This window comes from Candidatus Pelagibacter sp. Uisw_090 (assembly GCF_047717845.1).
Lineage (GTDB): Bacteria > Pseudomonadota > Alphaproteobacteria > Pelagibacterales > Pelagibacteraceae > Pelagibacter.
On record NZ_CP159810.1, the window covers coordinates 437,396 to 452,602 of the forward strand.

Sequence of the window (15,207 nt, forward strand, 5' to 3'; positions counted from 1 at the left end):
GTTGCTTAGCTAAACAATTGATGATTAAATTATGTAATGAAAAAAACTTATTTTCATAACTTTAAATTATCTGACAAATATAAAGATAAAAAAAAAATACCTCAACTATCTAACATAGACAAAAATAGAGTTGTAGATATTAACATATTATTAAACAGGGTAAAAATAGAAGAAAGAAATAAATTAAAACAAAAAATTATTTTTGGTAGTTTTGTTACGTTTCTACTTGCATTGTTTATAGCTTTTATAGTAAATATAAAATAATTAACTCTTACAAAAGTTGTTTACAAAATAAAAGATTAATTAATTTAAAAAAATTAATAGATATAATTCCACCATAGATTGCTTTCCATAAGCTTATTTAGCAAGGGAATTTAAATTAAAAAATATATGTAATTTTTGCATGTAATTTTTTCTCTTTAATTTTTAATTTTATTTAATTAGCATTTTGAATGATAAAATTATCAAATATTTTAGTAACTGTATTTCTAAGCTTGTTATTAAGCACAGCTTCATTTGCTGCTGTAAAAAAAGGCAAAGGTGATGTTCAAATGACAGAAAATTCTTTTAATAGATTTTTAACATATATTAGAGCAGAAAGAGGAAAGAAACCTATGGGATTTATTCTATCAAGCACGGGAACATGGTCGACTTACTGGTATTGTGCTCATGCTGGTGGGTGTCAAGCTGGCAATTATATGCCAACAATTAGAGAGTGTGAGGATGCCACAAGTTCAGAATGTGGATTATTTGCAAGGAGATATACAATTCTTTGGAAAAATGGAATTAATCCAGGTAAAGGCAAAGCATCATCTATTAATAGCAGATCGAGTGATGCTGAGATTAGAGCAAAATTAACCGAGCTTGGTTTTTTAGGTGGTAGTACCTCTTCTGCTAAAACTGTTGAACCAAAAATTACTGTAAAGAAAAAAGTAATTAAAAAAAAATCTAAAAGTGACGAGCGTATAGTTAAAAAACTAAAAGATCTTAAAGAACTGTTAGATTCAGGTGTCTTAACTAAAGAAGAGTTTGAAAAAGCTAAAAAAAAATTATTAAACTAAATAACAAATACTAATGCCAAGGAAATCAGGCAAATACTTGATTGCACTAAAATAAAAATCTATTATAAATCAACGATAATTAAGTGGCGGGGTAGCTCAGTCGGTTAGAGCGCAGGACTCATAAGCCTGAGGTCAGTGGTTCGATTCCACTTCCCGCTACCAAAGAAAAAAATAAAATGATAAAAATAGGCAAAAGACCTTTAGGCGAAGTAATTAATAGAGTTTTTAGAAAAGAATTATTAGAAATTATTAAAAATTTTTTTATAGTTCATAAAAACCCAATAAAAGCTATGTATGAAGAGTTTTTTACAAAAGGAAAATATCCAAAAATAATCGAAACAAAACTTGGTGTTAAGATTAAACTTTTTTCTTATGGTGATCTTTCAACATTTAATTTAGTATTTTGTAGACAGGATTATTTAGCAGACAAAAAAATAAATGTTGTTTTGGATATTGGTTCAAATATTGGTATCACCGCACATTACTGGTTATTTAAAAACCCAAAAGCTAAAATTTATTGTTACGAACCTTCAAAAAGAAATTTTAAAAGATTGATCGAAAATACTAAAAAATTTAAAAAAAATATTACAATAAAACGATGTGCAGTTTCAAATTTTAATGGTTACAGTAAATTATATAGATCAGAAACAGGAGTTAATGACTCCATTGTAGACAAGGTATCAAAAAATTTTGATAGGATTAAAGTAGTAGAAATTAACGATATCTTAAAAAAAATTTTTAATAATTATAAAACTTTAGATATTTTAAAAATTGACACTGAAGGTTGTGAGAGAGAAATATTAAAAAGCATAAATAAGAAATATTTAAATAAAATAAGAATAATCAATATTGAAGGAAGTAATTATAATAATTTAATCCCAAAATATTTTAAATACTCATTTAACTCATCTGCTAGTAGATTTGAAAACAAAAAATTGTAAGTCTAAATAATTTTTTTTGGAAAAAAGTGAATTTTAATAAGAACAAATAAATTATAAAACATTTTAAGGTTAGAAAAATATCCTTTTTCTGAATAAGATAAGAATAAAAATAGCAAATAAGTTTGATAGATATTAATCTTATTTTTAATAATGATTTTTAGTATAAATGCAGCACCAACATCTGTAAAATTAAAATACTTAGAAAACTCACAAAAAGTTTTCACTGGCATTTCAAAGTAATGAGAAGGTATAATCTTTGATTTGCTGAAACAATCTCTCAAAAAGTTAAAAACATAAAATGTATCTCCAAATTTAAAATGCAAACCTTTTGGGTATATAAACATTAAAAAAAATTTTACAGGTTTGGTAATATTTGAAAAACAATTAAGATCATCAAGTTCATAATCATAATTTACATTTGAATTAAACTCAGTATTAGCTAGTTCATTCATTTTTGTCGATAAATTAAAGCTTGAAACATTGTTAGAAAAGGTCTCATTATCAAGATTGAATGAGGTGTAGCTCTTCAACAATTTAGTTTTTAAATTCCAATTTTTTTCTAAATCTTCGTTTGTTACTTTGTGATCATTTGCCCATTCACTATCTGGTCTTGAAAATATTGCGTGACTTGCAAAAGGAAGAAAATAGTTAGCATTTAGCGTTATACAAATATTTTGAATATAATTTACATAATCGTTTTTATTTTTTATAGAAACTACATTTTGATTATTATCTCTAAATGAATTTACAATTGAGGCAGGACTGTAACTTTGTAAGATTATTAATTTTAAATTATTTTTTTTTTTAAAACTTAATATTTTTTTTATCATCTGTTTAGAAGGTTTTGCATCATTGTTATTAAGTATTAAGTAATTTTTATAAACAAATAACATCATGCTATCTTCACTATAGGTTGTTATTACCATCACCTTTAGCTCGTCAAATTTATACCATTCATTTGGTTTAAGTTCAGTTACGTCAAAATCAAAATTTAATAAGGAATCCTTAAGTTTTTTAGAATTAAATGTAGGTATAAATATTTTTTTTTTAGGAAAAAGTTTTTTTAAACTTGGAAAATGAGCGTGATCCCAGTGCTCATGTGAAAGAAAAATATTTTGGGTGTTTTTTAAATAATCTAACTCTGATTCATTTGGGTAGTGTTGCAACCACCAACTTCTCCAATAACTTGAACCAATTAACCACGGGTCAGTAATTAAAATTGGTTTTTCATTATTATCAAAAGATAAAGTTGCATGACCATATGTTTTTAAATTCATTTAATGTCCTGGAAAATCTATTAAGTTTTCTACCTTGTAATCATTTTTAACTAGTTTATCTGATCCTCCAAGATTAAACAAATTAATAACAAAAACAAAAGCCGCAACATTTCCACCAGACATTTCCACTAGTTTAGCGGCAGCCTCTGCTGTACCACCAGTTGCAATTAAATCGTCTATAATTAAAACAGAATCATCTTTTTTAATTGAATCTTTGTGAACTTCTATAGTAGCCGTTCCATATTCTAATTCAAAATCAACGGAATGAGTTTCTGCAGGAAGTTTATTTTTTTTTCTCAACATTATAAAAGGCTTTTTTAGTAAGTAAGAAACTGCTGAAGCAAAAACAAATCCCCTAGACTCTATAGCGGCAATTTTATCTATCTTGAATTTTTTAGATTTTTGAATTATTTGATCAATAGATTCAGCAAAAGCTTTTTCATCTTTAATTAGAGTGGTTATATCTCTAAATAAAATTCCTTTTTTGGGATAATCGGGAATTGATCTAATATAATCTTTTAAATTCATAATATTAATATATTTATATCTTTGATAAAAAAAATCTATGGACAAATTATTCCTCTCAGCAATTAAAGAAGAAACAGTTGGATTAGACTATTTTTACCATATAGGTGTTGGAAAAATTAATGCTACTTACCATACTCTTCGATTAATTAATATTCATAAGCCAAAGATTATTATTAATTATGGTACAGCTGGAGCGATCAATACTGAATTAAAAGGAATCGTTGAATGCACTAAACTTTATCAAAGAGATATGGATGTTAGAGGTTTAGATTTTAGATTAGGGGAAACACCTTTTGATGATATCAAAGAAATAATAATTTCTGAAAATGGATATTCTTGTGGAACGGGTGATAGTTTTGTTAATAAGATGATTGATATGAAAGTTGATGTGGTTGATATGGAGGCTTATGCTATTGCTAAAGTGTGTAAGTTAGAAAAAATTGAATTTAGATGCTTTAAATATATATCAGATAATGCCAACGAAAATGCTAATGCCGATTGGAATGAAAACCTAGCAGCAGGTGCTAACGCTTTTTCAGAACTGATAAGTAGCAGTTCTTTTAAATCCCACTAAGTTCAATTTTACTATAATGTCTTGCTATAAGGAGAAAAACTAGAAAATGTCAAATTATCTCAGCTAAGATTAAGCAAAAACTCTTTTTTAAGAAGAGGGTTGAATATAATAATAATGATTAATTGTTGAAAATTATCATTACACATATATAAAATCCACCAATATTAATTTTAATAAAAAATTATATGAGAGATAATTTTTATGACTAAAGTAGGTGAGCATATAACTTTAGACATTATCGGTACTACCCAAGAGTATGACCCTTCTGTATATGAGAATGTTATCCGTAAGATTGCAAAAGCTGCAGAAGTTACAATTCTCGAAATTTCAAAGTATAAATTTGAACCTCAAGGTTTCACTATACTTGCTTTATTAGCTGAAAGTCACATCAGCTTTCATACGTTTCCAGAAAAAGGGATTATTAGTTTTGATTTTTTCACATGTGGGAAGGTAAGCCCTTCTATTGCACTCGATATTGTTAAAAAAGAATTCAAACATAAAAGAATTGTTACAAAAGCTTTTGATAGAGATACAAAATCTTTATATCATGACATTTACAGTTCACCTGGCCTACAAAAATCTTATGTAGTAAATGAAGTTTTAGAAGATTTTAAATCTAAAGTGGGTCAACATATTGAGATATTAGAGCTAGAACAATTTGGTAAATCACTTTTCATTGATAACGAAATTCAAGTCGCAACAAATGATGAAGTTTTATATAGCTCAACATTTGTAAATGCTGCTTTAAAATTAAATAAAGACATGGGTACAGCTGCTATCATTGGTGGTGGTGATGGAGGAGTTGCAAGAGAGTGTATGTCTAAAGGTTTTGATTTTATAGATTGGTATGAACTTGATCCAGAAGTAGTTGAAGTTTGCAACAAACACCTTGGAAGCATTGGTAATAAATCAACAGAGAAAAATTCAGTTAAATGTATTTGGGGAGATGCTTTTGAAAGTATAAAATCTGTTGAAGATGATAAGTATGATAAAATTTTTGTAGATCTTAATGATGATCAGTTTTGTATAGATCTTGCAGCAAAAAACATGGATTCCTTGATTAGAATATTAAAGCCAAATGGAGTAATTACCGCTCAAGTGGGTAGCCAAGACAAGAAACCAGAGCAAGTAGGGAAATGGTTAGATGTTTTCAATAAGAATTTTGGAAATACAACTTTGGATAGGGTTTACATCCCAAGTTTTGACTGTTCTTGGAACTTTTCATCATCAATTAATCATTAAAAATTTCTTTTTAAATTCTCAAATTTGTGAAATAAATCTCCATAATCATATGGAGGAAAAAATGAATATATTTAAAAAAACAATATTAAGTGTTCTTGCTTCTTTATTATTAATCGGAAACGTTTACGCTGATAAAATAAAGATTGGAACAGAAGGTGCCTACCCACCATGGAACTCTAAGGATGCTTCAGGTGCTCTTATTGGTTTTGAGGTAGAGTTAGCGAAAGAGTTATGCAAAATCATGGGTCATGAATGTACCATCGTTGAACAGGATTGGGATGGAATGATTCCAGCTTTGTTAATGAGAAAGTTTGATGCAATCATGGCAGGAATGTCAATTACTGCTGAAAGACAAAAAACAATTACTTTTTCACAAGGTTATGCTGACGAAGTTGCAGCCCTTGCAGTAATGAAAGGTTCAAGTTTAGAGAGCATGGATACACCAGAAGGTATTAATTTAACTTTAGGTGGAAGTGCTGTTAAGAAAACTCTTAAGACTTTAACTGCTGCACTTGCTGGAAAAACTGTTTGTACACAAACTGGAACTATTCACCAAAACTTTTTAGAGTCTGGTGATGTAGGTAAAGTAAATGTTAGAACTTACAAAACTCAAGATGAAGTAAACCTAGACTTAACTTCTGGTAGATGTGATGTTGCATTAGCTGCAGCAGTTGCATTCACTGATTATGCAGATAAATCAGGAAAACCAGTGGTATTAGTTGGACCTACTTTTTCAGGTGGTGCTTTTGGTAATGGTGTCGGTGTTGGAATTAGACAAGGTGGAGATGATGCAATCGGTACAAGAGATGCAAAACTTCTTAAAGATTTCAACAAAGCAATTAACACTGCTAGAAAACAAGGCATTATCAGCAAATTAGCGATCAAGCATTTTGGCTTTGACGCTTCTATGTAAATAATATTTTGAAAAGGCGACTATTTATTTAGTCGCCCTTTCGATATGGACCTTTTATCATTCGGAAAAACAGGCTGGGGAGACGAGTTGTTTTATGCAACTCTAATGACAATTGCAGTAGCAGTTACTGCAATGTTAATTGGTTTTTTATTTTCATTAATCTTTACGCCACTAAAATTATCAAATAATAAATTTCTAAATTTTATTGGAAATACGTACACCACAGTAATCAGGGGCGTTCCAGAATTATTAGTAATTTACCTTTTCTTTTTTGGGGGAAGTGGTGCAATAATGTATGTCGCTTCAATTTTTGGATACTTTGAATACATAGAAATCAATGCATTTATTACGGGTTCGGTTGCAATTGGTATAATATCAGGAGCTTATTCAACAGAAGTATTTAGAGGTGCCATTCAATCAATTGATAAAGGTCAATTTGAAGCCTGTAAGGTTTTAGGATTTAAAAGACATATTTATTTTTTAAAAGTAATTTTGCCTCAAATGTTAAGACTTGCCATTCCAAACTTAAGTAATGTTTGGCAAATCACTTTAAAAGACACATCTTTAATATCAGTTACTGGTTTAGTTGAGATTATGAGACAATCTTATATTGCAGCGGGCTCAACTAGAGATCCTTTATTCTTTTATTGTTTTGCAGCAGTTTTGTATTTGATGCTAACATTTTTGAGCATGAAATTGATTAACAGACTTGAAGTTAAATACAGTAGGGGCTTTTAATGGATTTTGATTTAATGATAACAAGCCTGCCAAGGCTACTTAGTGCAGCAGTTATAACTTTAAAGTTATTATCTGTATCTCTAATCATTGGTTTATTTATTGGATTTTTATTTGCAGTTTTAAGATTAAATAAAAATCCATTTATTAATAAGTTTGCTTATGGTTATTCTTATTTATTTAGAGGAACTCCTTTATTGGTTCAAATATTTATAATTTATTATGGTCTTGGACAAATTGAGTGGTTAAGATCAACTTTTCTTTGGGTAATATTAAAAGAGCCTTATTGGTGTGCAATTATTGCATTTGCGCTAAATACTGGAGCTTATACCTCAGAAATTTTAAGATCAGCTTTTCAAACTATTAAACCTGGAATTATAGAAGCTGGTAAAAGTCTTGGTATTTCAAATAAAATTATTTTATATAAAATTCAAATTCCAGTAGCAATTAGACAATCTTTACCAGCATATGGTAATGAAATTATATTAATGATGAAGGGCACATCACTTGCAAGCACTGTGACATTAATGGATATCACTGGTGTTGCAAAACACATTGTGTCAACGACTTACAAACCTTTAGAGGTGTTTCTTTTAGCAGGTGGAATTTATTTATTTATGACTTTTATTATTCACAACTTGATAAAATATTTAGAAAAAAAATATAGTTTTCAATAAGAAGTATATTCTTTAATCTCTTTAATCTTAGAGCCTGTGTGATTATTCATCTCTAGTTTAATCTTAGCACGATCATCATTTAAAAAATGAATATCTCTTGATAGTTTTATAAAGTTTTCAGTAAAATCAGAATTTTTTTCACACAACCTTTTGTCATCTTCAATCACCCATAACTTTGCATTAATATCTTTTAGTGATTGGAAAAGAGTATCAAGTTTTTCATCAGATTTAACATTGTTATCTAATTGATCTTTTAAAATACTGTGTTCATCATTAATAAATTTTAGTTTTTCAGAGTCTTTAATTTTTTCTTGTTTAATCTCTAAAATAGAAATTTTATCTAAAAGTTCACCAACTGATACTTCAACTAGAATTTTATTCATAAAATTTTATACTATGTTAAGTTGTTAGAAATATGTCTAATATTTTAGTTATCAAACATGGTTCTTTAGGAGATATAGCGCAAGCTTGTGGGGCAATTCAAGATATTTCTGAAAACCACCCAGAAGATCAAATACATGTATTAACAACAAAACCCTATTTTGAATTATTTAGAAAAAATCCATTTATTCACAATGTTATTTTAGACAAACGTCTATCAAGATTTAATTTAATTTATTTATATTTATTGATGAGAACTTTAAAGAAACTAAATATAAAAAAAGTTTACGATTTACAAAACTCATCTAGAACAAAATTTTATAAAAATATTTTATTTCCAAAAGCAAATTTTAACACCTGGTCTAGTTCAGAAACAACTTTACCAAGCAACATTTCAAAAGATGAATTTGATAAAAATCCTGTTCTAAATAGATTTGATCATCAACTTAAAACTTCTGGAATTAAAACTGAACACACCATGAAACCGAATTTTAGCTGGGCTGTCACTAACATTGATAATATTAAACAAGAATTTAATTTAGATAAATATATTGTTTTATTTCCTTTTTGTTCAGCTCATCTAACTCATAAAAAATGGCCTCATTACAATGAACTAATAGAGTTAATTAAAAATAAATATGAAGACCAAATTAAAGTTGTAGTAGCTCCAGGACCATCTGAAATTGATGATGCAAAAAACATTAATGCCATTTTAATTTTAGATAATGGTAAAGCCCTTGATATATCACAACTAGCAAGTTTGATTAAAGAAAGTTCATTTGTTATTGCAAATGATACGGGTCCATCTCATATTTCAGCTCACCTTGGAGTGAAAGGTTTGACTTTATTTGGTAAACACACAACTGCTTACAAAGTTAGTATTGAGCGAGAAAACTTTAAAGCAATACAAGTTGATGATTTAGAAAAACTAAGTGCAGCTAAAGTTTTAGAAAAAATATTAATTTAATTTCTTACCAATAATTTTCAATATTATAGGAATGGTAAACAGTATCATCAGCAATCTAATAATATGATGAAATGCTACAAAGTTGGGATCTAAATCAAAAGCAATTGCAATAACTGCTACCTCATAAATTCCACCAGGAGAAAAAGATAAGAGTAGAGTTAAGAAATTAGTATCCACAAAATATGTTGCAATAATTGCAGCTAATAATCCAAGAGTAACAAGTATTATAGTTGCAACTAAACTATGAAATGAATTACCTACAACTTCTTTTAATGATTTATCTGTAAAACGACAGCCAACAGAGGCACCTAAAATAAGCAAACAAAAATTTATACTTTCATCTGGCAGTTTGTAGGAAGCAACTTCAGTTATTTGTAAAATTCCACTTGCAACTAATGTTCCTGATAATAATGCAGCAGGCACGCCAATTTTATCAAATAAGAAAATTAACAATATTGAACCTATTAAGAGGATTAAAAGATGAAAATGATTTTGATCAAGGTAATCAAATTTTTCAATTGTTAGAGCCTCATTTGTTGAATAATTAACAACAAAAAAGGGAATGATAGTTATTATTATAATTAACCTAATTAAATGAGATGTAGCAACTTGTGATAAGTCAGATTTTTCATGCTCAGCTAATATCATTAAAGGTCCTAAAGCACCTGGTGCTGCTGAAAAAATTGAAGTTTTGACATTATAGCCTGAAAATCTTTGTAAATATTTTGATACAATTAAAATACTTATTAAAATATAGACAAACATAATTAGTGAAGTCCAAACCCATTCGGTCATTTGATTTATTAAATTCTGATCTATATAATTTCCAATATGAAGCCCAAGAACTATTAATATTGAACTTAAGGCTAGTTTTGGCATCTTAATTTTTATTCCACTTAATGCTGTAATTGAAACTGCAAGCATAGGACCAAGCATCCATGCTAAAGGTATATTAAAATAATCAGCTACAATTGCACTTGGTATAGAAATTAAAATAACTAATAGAAATTTTTTAGAAAATAATTCTTTAATGTTAGAGGAATTAAATTGAATAGAAAGATTTTTCATTAACAAATATTCTTTTATCACTTACCTTGAAAAAGATAACAGAAAAGAAAATCTCTTAATTGGTGATAACTATTTTTTTACTATTAAAACGTTTGAGAGAGTGCTTGCTTATTTCTTAAAAAAAGAAATCAACGTTAAGTTGTATTCTATTCAAAAACTTGCTTTCATTACTATAGTGTAATTAACTACAATTATTAAAAACTAACAATAGAGGAATATAATGAAAAATATTAAAAAATTAGTTTCAGTATTATTCTCGGTAATTCTATTATTCTCTGCAACAGCAACAAATTCAATCGCAATGGATAAAATCCATTTCGTAATTGGTGGTGGTGCTGGTGGTGGATGGGATGGAACTGCTAGAGGTACTGGAGAAGCTTTAACAAAATCAGGAATGTTAAAAAGTGCATCATTTGAAAATATGTCAGGTGGTGGTGGAGGAAAAGCATTAGCTTTCATGATTAATACCCAGCCTAAAAATACAGTCTTGGTTCAATCAACACCATTAGTTTTAAGATCTATCACTAGACACAAAGGTTATGTTTCAGGATCTGGAGTTTTATCTTATAAAGATGTAACACCAATCGCTGGTGTTATTGGTGACTACGGTGCAATAGCCGTAGCAAAAAACTCACCTTACATGAACTTTAAAGATGTAGTTGATGCGTATAAAAAAGATCCAAAATCTATTAAAATGGCTGGTGGATCAGTAAGAGGAAGTATGGATCATTTAATCGGTGCTTTAGCATTTCAAGCTGCAGGAGCAAATCCAAATGATGTAGCTTACATTCCTTACGATGCTGGTGGAAAAGCTTTAGCTGGACTTTTATCTGGTGAGACACAAATTATCTCTACAGGTTTAGGTGAACTTATGGGAGCAAGAGACCAAGTAAGAATTATTGGTATTACTGCACCATCAAGAGTAGCTGATGCACCTGATGCACCAACTTTAAAAGAACAAGGTTATGATGTTCAGTTCGTAAACTGGAGAGGATTTTTTGGACCTCCAAATATGAGCAATAAAGATAAAAAAGCTTTATCTACAATGCTAGGTAAAGTTATGAAAACTCCTGAATGGGAAGCTGTAAGAAAAAGAAACGCTTGGGTTAATATTTATAACTCAGATAAGGATTTTGTTAAATTCTTAGAAAAGCAAACTGTAGAAATGACAGCTCTTATGAAGAAATTAGGGGTTATATAATCCTTTAGGATTATTTAAAAATTAGAGCAGTGAATATAAATACTACTAAAATTATATCACTGCTCTTTTTTATTTTTTCAGCATTATATTTATATACTGCTTACAATATTCAAGTTTTTTCATTTGATGAAAATTCACCCTTTAATGCCAAAACATTTCCAATTTATCTAGGTTATGCGGGTATGTTTTTTTCTGGATTAAAGATTATCTTACCAGAAGTGAACACCATTAAAGTTGATCACAAGAGTTTGGAATATAAAAAGACAGCTATATTGGTTCTTATCGCAACTATTTATGGTTTTACTATATTAAGAGTTGGGTATTTCTTAACTACATCAATATTTTTAGCATCCTCTTACTACGCTTTAGGTGAGAGAAGGTGGTTATGGATATTTTTATTATCTTTTCCATTTGTGGCACTGTTTATGTATCTTTTACATGGGGTGCTTGAAATTTACTTAAGAGATCCATTTTTAAAACTGATTGGAGTAATGGGGTGATTGAAGGGATTTTAATTGGTTTAAAAACAGCTCTTACATTTCAAAATATATTTATGGTTATGATCGGTTGTTTTTTTGGAACAATCATTGGAATGCTGCCAGGTCTTGGACCAATGACGGCAATTGCATTAATGATACCAATTACTTATGGTTTTGATCCGGCAACAGGATTGATTTTAATGGCTGGTGTTTATTATGGTGCTGTATTCGGTGGATCAACTTCATCAATTTTATTAAATGCACCAGGTGTTCCAGGGACTGTTGCGACATCATTTGATGGTTACCCTATGGCACAACAAGGTAAAGCAGGAAAAGCTTTGGCTATAGCTGCATGGAGTTCTTTTGCTGGAGGGACACTGGCTACAATATATTTATTATTCCTTGCTCCAAGTTTATCAAAAGTAAGTTTATCTTTTAGATCGCCAGATTATTTTGCTTTAATGATATTGGGTCTAACTGCAATTGCAGCTTTTTCTTCTAAAGGCCAGTTTATAAAGGCAATGATGATGGTTGTTCTTGGTTTAATGCTAGCATCAGTAGGGCAAGATTCTTTATCTGATATTACTAGATTTACTTTTAATAACATGAACTTAACTGACGGAATAAGCTTTGTTTTAGTTGTAATGGCAACTTTTGCAATGAGTGAAGCATTGACAATTATTTTAAAAAGAAATGATCCTTCTGCAATAGCAAAACAGGTTTCATTGACAGAGCTTGGTTCAATCAAAATTAATAAAGAAGAAAGAACTCAAATGTTAAAGGCTATTCCTCGGAATTCAGTGATAGGTTTTTTAATTGGAGTTTTACCAGGAGCTGGAGCAACTATCGCTTCATTTTTAGCATATGGTATGGAAAGAAATTTCGTTAGTGATGAAGAAAAAGCAAAGTTTGGAAAAGGTAGTGTTCATGGACTAACAGCACCAGAAACCGCAAACAACGCAGCATGTTCTGGAGCTTTTGTTCCTTTATTAACTTTAGGAATTCCAGGAAGTGGAACTACAGCCGTTATGCTTGGAGCTTTATTAGGTTTTGGTATTCAACCTGGTCCAAGACTTTATATTACTAATCCAGAAATTTTCTGGTCAGTTATTATGTCTATGTATATTGGAATGGTCATATTACTTATATTGAATTTGCCCTTAATTCCTTACATAGCAAGAATACTAGCTGTACCTAAAAATTATTTAATACCTTTGATATTATTTTTTTCAATCACAGGGATTTATGTAATGTCTTTTAATAATTTTGATATTTATTTAATGATTGGAATAGCTGTTATTGCAACATTCATGAGGTTATATGATTTTCCAATGCCACCCCTCATCTTAGCTTTTGTTCTTGGTGGTTTAATGGAAGAAAATTTACGAAGATCACTACTAATCAGTGATGGATCGTGGGATTTTTTATGGAGTAGACCTCTTACAGCCTCAATAATAGCAGTGACAATATCTATTGTTAGTTGGCAGGTATATAAAACTTTAAAAAATAGAAAAGTTTAATTTAAAATTTTTTTATATTCTTCAATTATTTTATTCCATTCAAAATTAGAAGAATTTTCCTTAGCAGCTTTGCCATATTCATGGAATTTATTATTTTCTAACATCAAATTAATTGATGAATAAACTTCATCTAATTCATTACCATCACAGATTAAACCTGTTTTCTCATGTTCGATTGCATCTGCTGCACCCCCATCTTTACCTCCAAGAGAAGGCAATCCATATTGAGCAGCTTCAACATAAGCTATTCCAAATCCTTCAACTGATTTTTTATGAACAATTGATGGCATGACAAAAATATTAGATTTAGCAACTAGTGCATTTTTTAATTCACTAGAGATATCTTTAAAGAACATTACTTGGGGTTGAAGGCCTAATTCTGCTACTAATTTTTTAATGTTTTCTTCTTCATCACCATAACCCACACAAATATAGACAATACTAGGGTAAATCTGTTTTAAATTTCGAAGAGCCATAATTACTTTTTCATGATTTTTTCTTTTATCAAATCTTGAAACTGTAATTAATCTTGGTGATTTATGCTTTAATAAATTCTCTACTTTATCTAAAGTTTTTTTATCCAATTCTTCAACAGGATCAACTCCAGGATTAATAATTATAATTTTATCCTGCTGAACCCCCAATGAAATAGCTAAATTTTTAGTGTACTCAGAATTTGCAACAATGGTTTCAACATTATCTAATACTTCTAATACTCTTTTATTAAGAGAGGTGCCTTTTTCATGATTAATTTCTTTACCATGGATCAAGCATATCTTTTTTTTATTAGTTTTAAGATGTTCTAAACTTTTCCAATGATCAGCAATAATGCCATCAATTTTATTTTCTTTAATAAATTCATTAATCAATTGAGCTTTTCTATATTTTCTAAGAAGTTTTATTCCACCAACTCTTTCAATTGAAAAAGAAACTTGTTCATCAAAAGTTTTGTGATCCTCATAATAATCAGCAAAAACTTTTATCATGAAGTTTTTTGAGAGTTCATTCGCTAAACCCCACATTAAATTTTGCATACCACCAATTTCAGGGGGAAATGTTTTTGTAACTATTAAATACATTAATTATCTAACCATTTAATGGCACATCCAGCACTTGGAATTTGTGTCTCAGGACCTTTGCTCGTCTCAGCTATTTGTTTCATTGCTATAAATAAATCACTATCATCAACTTTTACTGGTTTTAAATTATCTAATTCTCTTATTCGACCTCTGTATTGTAATTCTAGATTATTGTTGTATCCAAAAAAATCAGGAGTGCACACTGCATTATAACTTTTTGCAATATTTTGAGTTTCATCAAGTAGATAAGGGAAATTAAACTGATGTTTCCTTGCAAATTCAATCATATTTTCAAAACTATCTTCAGGGTAATTAATTGTGTCATTAGAGCATATGGCCACTGCTGTAATACCTAATTCTTTTAAATTTTTACAATCTTCAACAATGTCTTTAATAACCGCTTTTACGTAAGGGCAGTGGTTGCAAATAAACATAACCAAAGTTCCATTTGTCCCTTTAATGTCGTTTAATTTTATAATTTCGTTATTAGTGGACTTTAATTCAAAGCTTTTAGCAGCTTGTCCGAAATCACATATTGGAGTTTTTAACGGCATGTTATAATAA

The 15,207-nt window shown here is 29.3% G+C and carries 18 protein-coding genes and 1 tRNA gene; 13 read left to right on the top strand and 6 right to left on the bottom strand.

Annotation, left to right across the window (positions count from 1 at the left end; genetic code table 11):
• The first annotated feature begins 36 nt into the window (after positions 1-36).
• From ABXT58_RS02330 to ABXT58_RS02345, 4 genes are all read left to right on the top strand, one after another.
• Complete coding sequence (locus tag ABXT58_RS02330; protein ID WP_415304431.1) at positions 37-264, top strand: hypothetical protein; 228 nt, start codon at positions 37-39, stop codon at positions 262-264.
• A 188-nt stretch (positions 265-452) separates the two neighbouring features.
• A complete protein-coding gene (locus ABXT58_RS02335) occupies positions 453-1,061 on the top strand; it encodes an SHOCT domain-containing protein (RefSeq protein WP_415304432.1) in 609 nt (202 codons plus the stop codon).
• An 85-nt stretch (positions 1,062-1,146) separates the two neighbouring features.
• A tRNA-Met gene (locus tag ABXT58_RS02340) sits at positions 1,147-1,223 on the top strand.
• 14 nt (positions 1,224-1,237) lie between these two features.
• Positions 1,238-2,002, top strand: coding sequence for an FkbM family methyltransferase (locus tag ABXT58_RS02345; protein ID WP_415304434.1), 765 nt, complete (start codon positions 1,238-1,240; stop codon positions 2,000-2,002).
• Positions 2,003-2,004: 2 nt separating this feature from the next.
• Here ABXT58_RS02345 and ABXT58_RS02350 read toward each other — a convergent pair whose 3' ends face one another.
• Together ABXT58_RS02350 and ABXT58_RS02355 are read right to left on the bottom strand one after the other, a co-directional pair.
• Positions 2,005-3,279 carry an MBL fold metallo-hydrolase gene (locus ABXT58_RS02350; RefSeq protein ID WP_415304436.1) on the bottom strand — a complete coding sequence of 425 codons (1,275 nt, stop codon included), beginning with the start codon at positions 3,277-3,279 and terminating at the stop codon, positions 2,005-2,007.
• Positions 3,280-3,807 (bottom strand): adenine phosphoribosyltransferase, encoded by a 528-nt coding sequence (locus ABXT58_RS02355; RefSeq protein ID WP_415304437.1) that lies wholly within the window; start codon positions 3,805-3,807, stop codon positions 3,280-3,282.
• A gap of 37 nt (positions 3,808-3,844) precedes the next feature.
• Between ABXT58_RS02355 and ABXT58_RS02360 the strand changes: the two genes are divergently transcribed.
• The 5 genes from ABXT58_RS02360 (at position 3,845) to ABXT58_RS02380 (ending at position 7,948) form a co-directional block, all read left to right on the top strand.
• Positions 3,845-4,381, top strand: a complete 537-nt coding sequence (locus ABXT58_RS02360) for a 5'-methylthioadenosine nucleosidase (RefSeq protein WP_415304439.1) — start codon at positions 3,845-3,847, stop codon at positions 4,379-4,381.
• Positions 4,382-4,582: 201 nt separating this feature from the next.
• A complete protein-coding gene (gene speD, locus ABXT58_RS02365; RefSeq protein WP_415304440.1) occupies positions 4,583-5,623 on the top strand; it encodes an adenosylmethionine decarboxylase in 1,041 nt (346 codons plus the stop codon).
• Between the two features lie 61 nt (positions 5,624-5,684).
• Positions 5,685-6,536: a transporter substrate-binding domain-containing protein gene (locus tag ABXT58_RS02370; protein ID WP_415304442.1), complete on the top strand. Its 852-nt coding sequence runs from the start codon at positions 5,685-5,687 to the stop codon at positions 6,534-6,536.
• A 45-nt stretch (positions 6,537-6,581) separates the two neighbouring features.
• The gene (locus ABXT58_RS02375; RefSeq protein WP_415304443.1) at positions 6,582-7,274 is read left to right on the top strand and encodes an ABC transporter permease; all 693 of its coding nucleotides are present in this window, start codon (positions 6,582-6,584) and stop codon (positions 7,272-7,274) included.
• Positions 7,274-7,948, top strand: a complete 675-nt coding sequence (locus ABXT58_RS02380) for an ABC transporter permease (RefSeq protein ID WP_415304445.1) — start codon at positions 7,274-7,276, stop codon at positions 7,946-7,948. The genes ABXT58_RS02375 and ABXT58_RS02380 overlap by 1 nt, the downstream gene beginning before the upstream one ends.
• On the opposite strand, the gene ABXT58_RS02385 is transcribed toward ABXT58_RS02380, so the two are convergent.
• Complete coding sequence (locus tag ABXT58_RS02385) at positions 7,942-8,331, bottom strand: DUF6165 family protein (RefSeq protein ID WP_415304447.1); 390 nt, start codon at positions 8,329-8,331, stop codon at positions 7,942-7,944. The two genes, ABXT58_RS02380 and ABXT58_RS02385, sit on opposite strands and share 7 nt — an antisense overlap.
• A gap of 32 nt (positions 8,332-8,363) precedes the next feature.
• On the opposite strand from ABXT58_RS02385, the gene ABXT58_RS02390 reads away from it, so the two are divergent.
• On the top strand, positions 8,364-9,296 hold the full coding sequence (locus tag ABXT58_RS02390) for a glycosyltransferase family 9 protein (RefSeq protein WP_415304449.1): 933 nt from the start codon (positions 8,364-8,366) through the stop codon (positions 9,294-9,296).
• Here the strand turns inward: ABXT58_RS02390 and ABXT58_RS02395 are convergent.
• The gene (locus ABXT58_RS02395) at positions 9,288-10,364 is read right to left on the bottom strand and encodes an AbrB family transcriptional regulator (RefSeq protein WP_415304451.1); all 1,077 of its coding nucleotides are present in this window, start codon (positions 10,362-10,364) and stop codon (positions 9,288-9,290) included. The genes ABXT58_RS02390 and ABXT58_RS02395 overlap by 9 nt on opposite strands.
• A 220-nt stretch (positions 10,365-10,584) precedes the next feature.
• On the opposite strand from ABXT58_RS02395, the gene ABXT58_RS02400 reads away from it, so the two are divergent.
• Genes ABXT58_RS02400 through ABXT58_RS02410 form a run of 3 tightly spaced genes read left to right on the top strand, consistent with a single transcriptional unit; the run spans position 10,585 to position 13,564 of the window.
• Positions 10,585-11,565 carry a tripartite tricarboxylate transporter substrate binding protein gene (locus ABXT58_RS02400; protein WP_415304452.1) on the top strand — a complete coding sequence of 327 codons (981 nt, stop codon included), beginning with the start codon at positions 10,585-10,587 and terminating at the stop codon, positions 11,563-11,565.
• 29 nt (positions 11,566-11,594) lie between these two features.
• Entirely contained in the window at positions 11,595-12,065 is a 471-nt protein-coding gene (locus ABXT58_RS02405) for a tripartite tricarboxylate transporter TctB family protein (protein ID WP_415304454.1), read from the top strand.
• Positions 12,062-13,564: a tripartite tricarboxylate transporter permease gene (locus ABXT58_RS02410; RefSeq protein WP_415304456.1), complete on the top strand. Its 1,503-nt coding sequence runs from the start codon at positions 12,062-12,064 to the stop codon at positions 13,562-13,564. Before ABXT58_RS02405 ends, ABXT58_RS02410 begins: the two co-directional genes overlap by 4 nt.
• Here ABXT58_RS02410 and ABXT58_RS02415 read toward each other — a convergent pair.
• Entirely contained in the window at positions 13,561-14,643 is a 1,083-nt protein-coding gene (locus ABXT58_RS02415; RefSeq protein WP_415304458.1) for a glycosyltransferase family 4 protein, read from the bottom strand. The two genes, ABXT58_RS02410 and ABXT58_RS02415, sit on opposite strands and share 4 nt — an antisense overlap.
• A complete protein-coding gene (locus tag ABXT58_RS02420) occupies positions 14,643-15,197 on the bottom strand; it encodes a thioredoxin family protein (RefSeq protein WP_415304460.1) in 555 nt (184 codons plus the stop codon). Before ABXT58_RS02420 ends, ABXT58_RS02415 begins: the two co-directional genes overlap by 1 nt.
• Positions 15,198-15,207 lie beyond the last annotated feature (10 nt).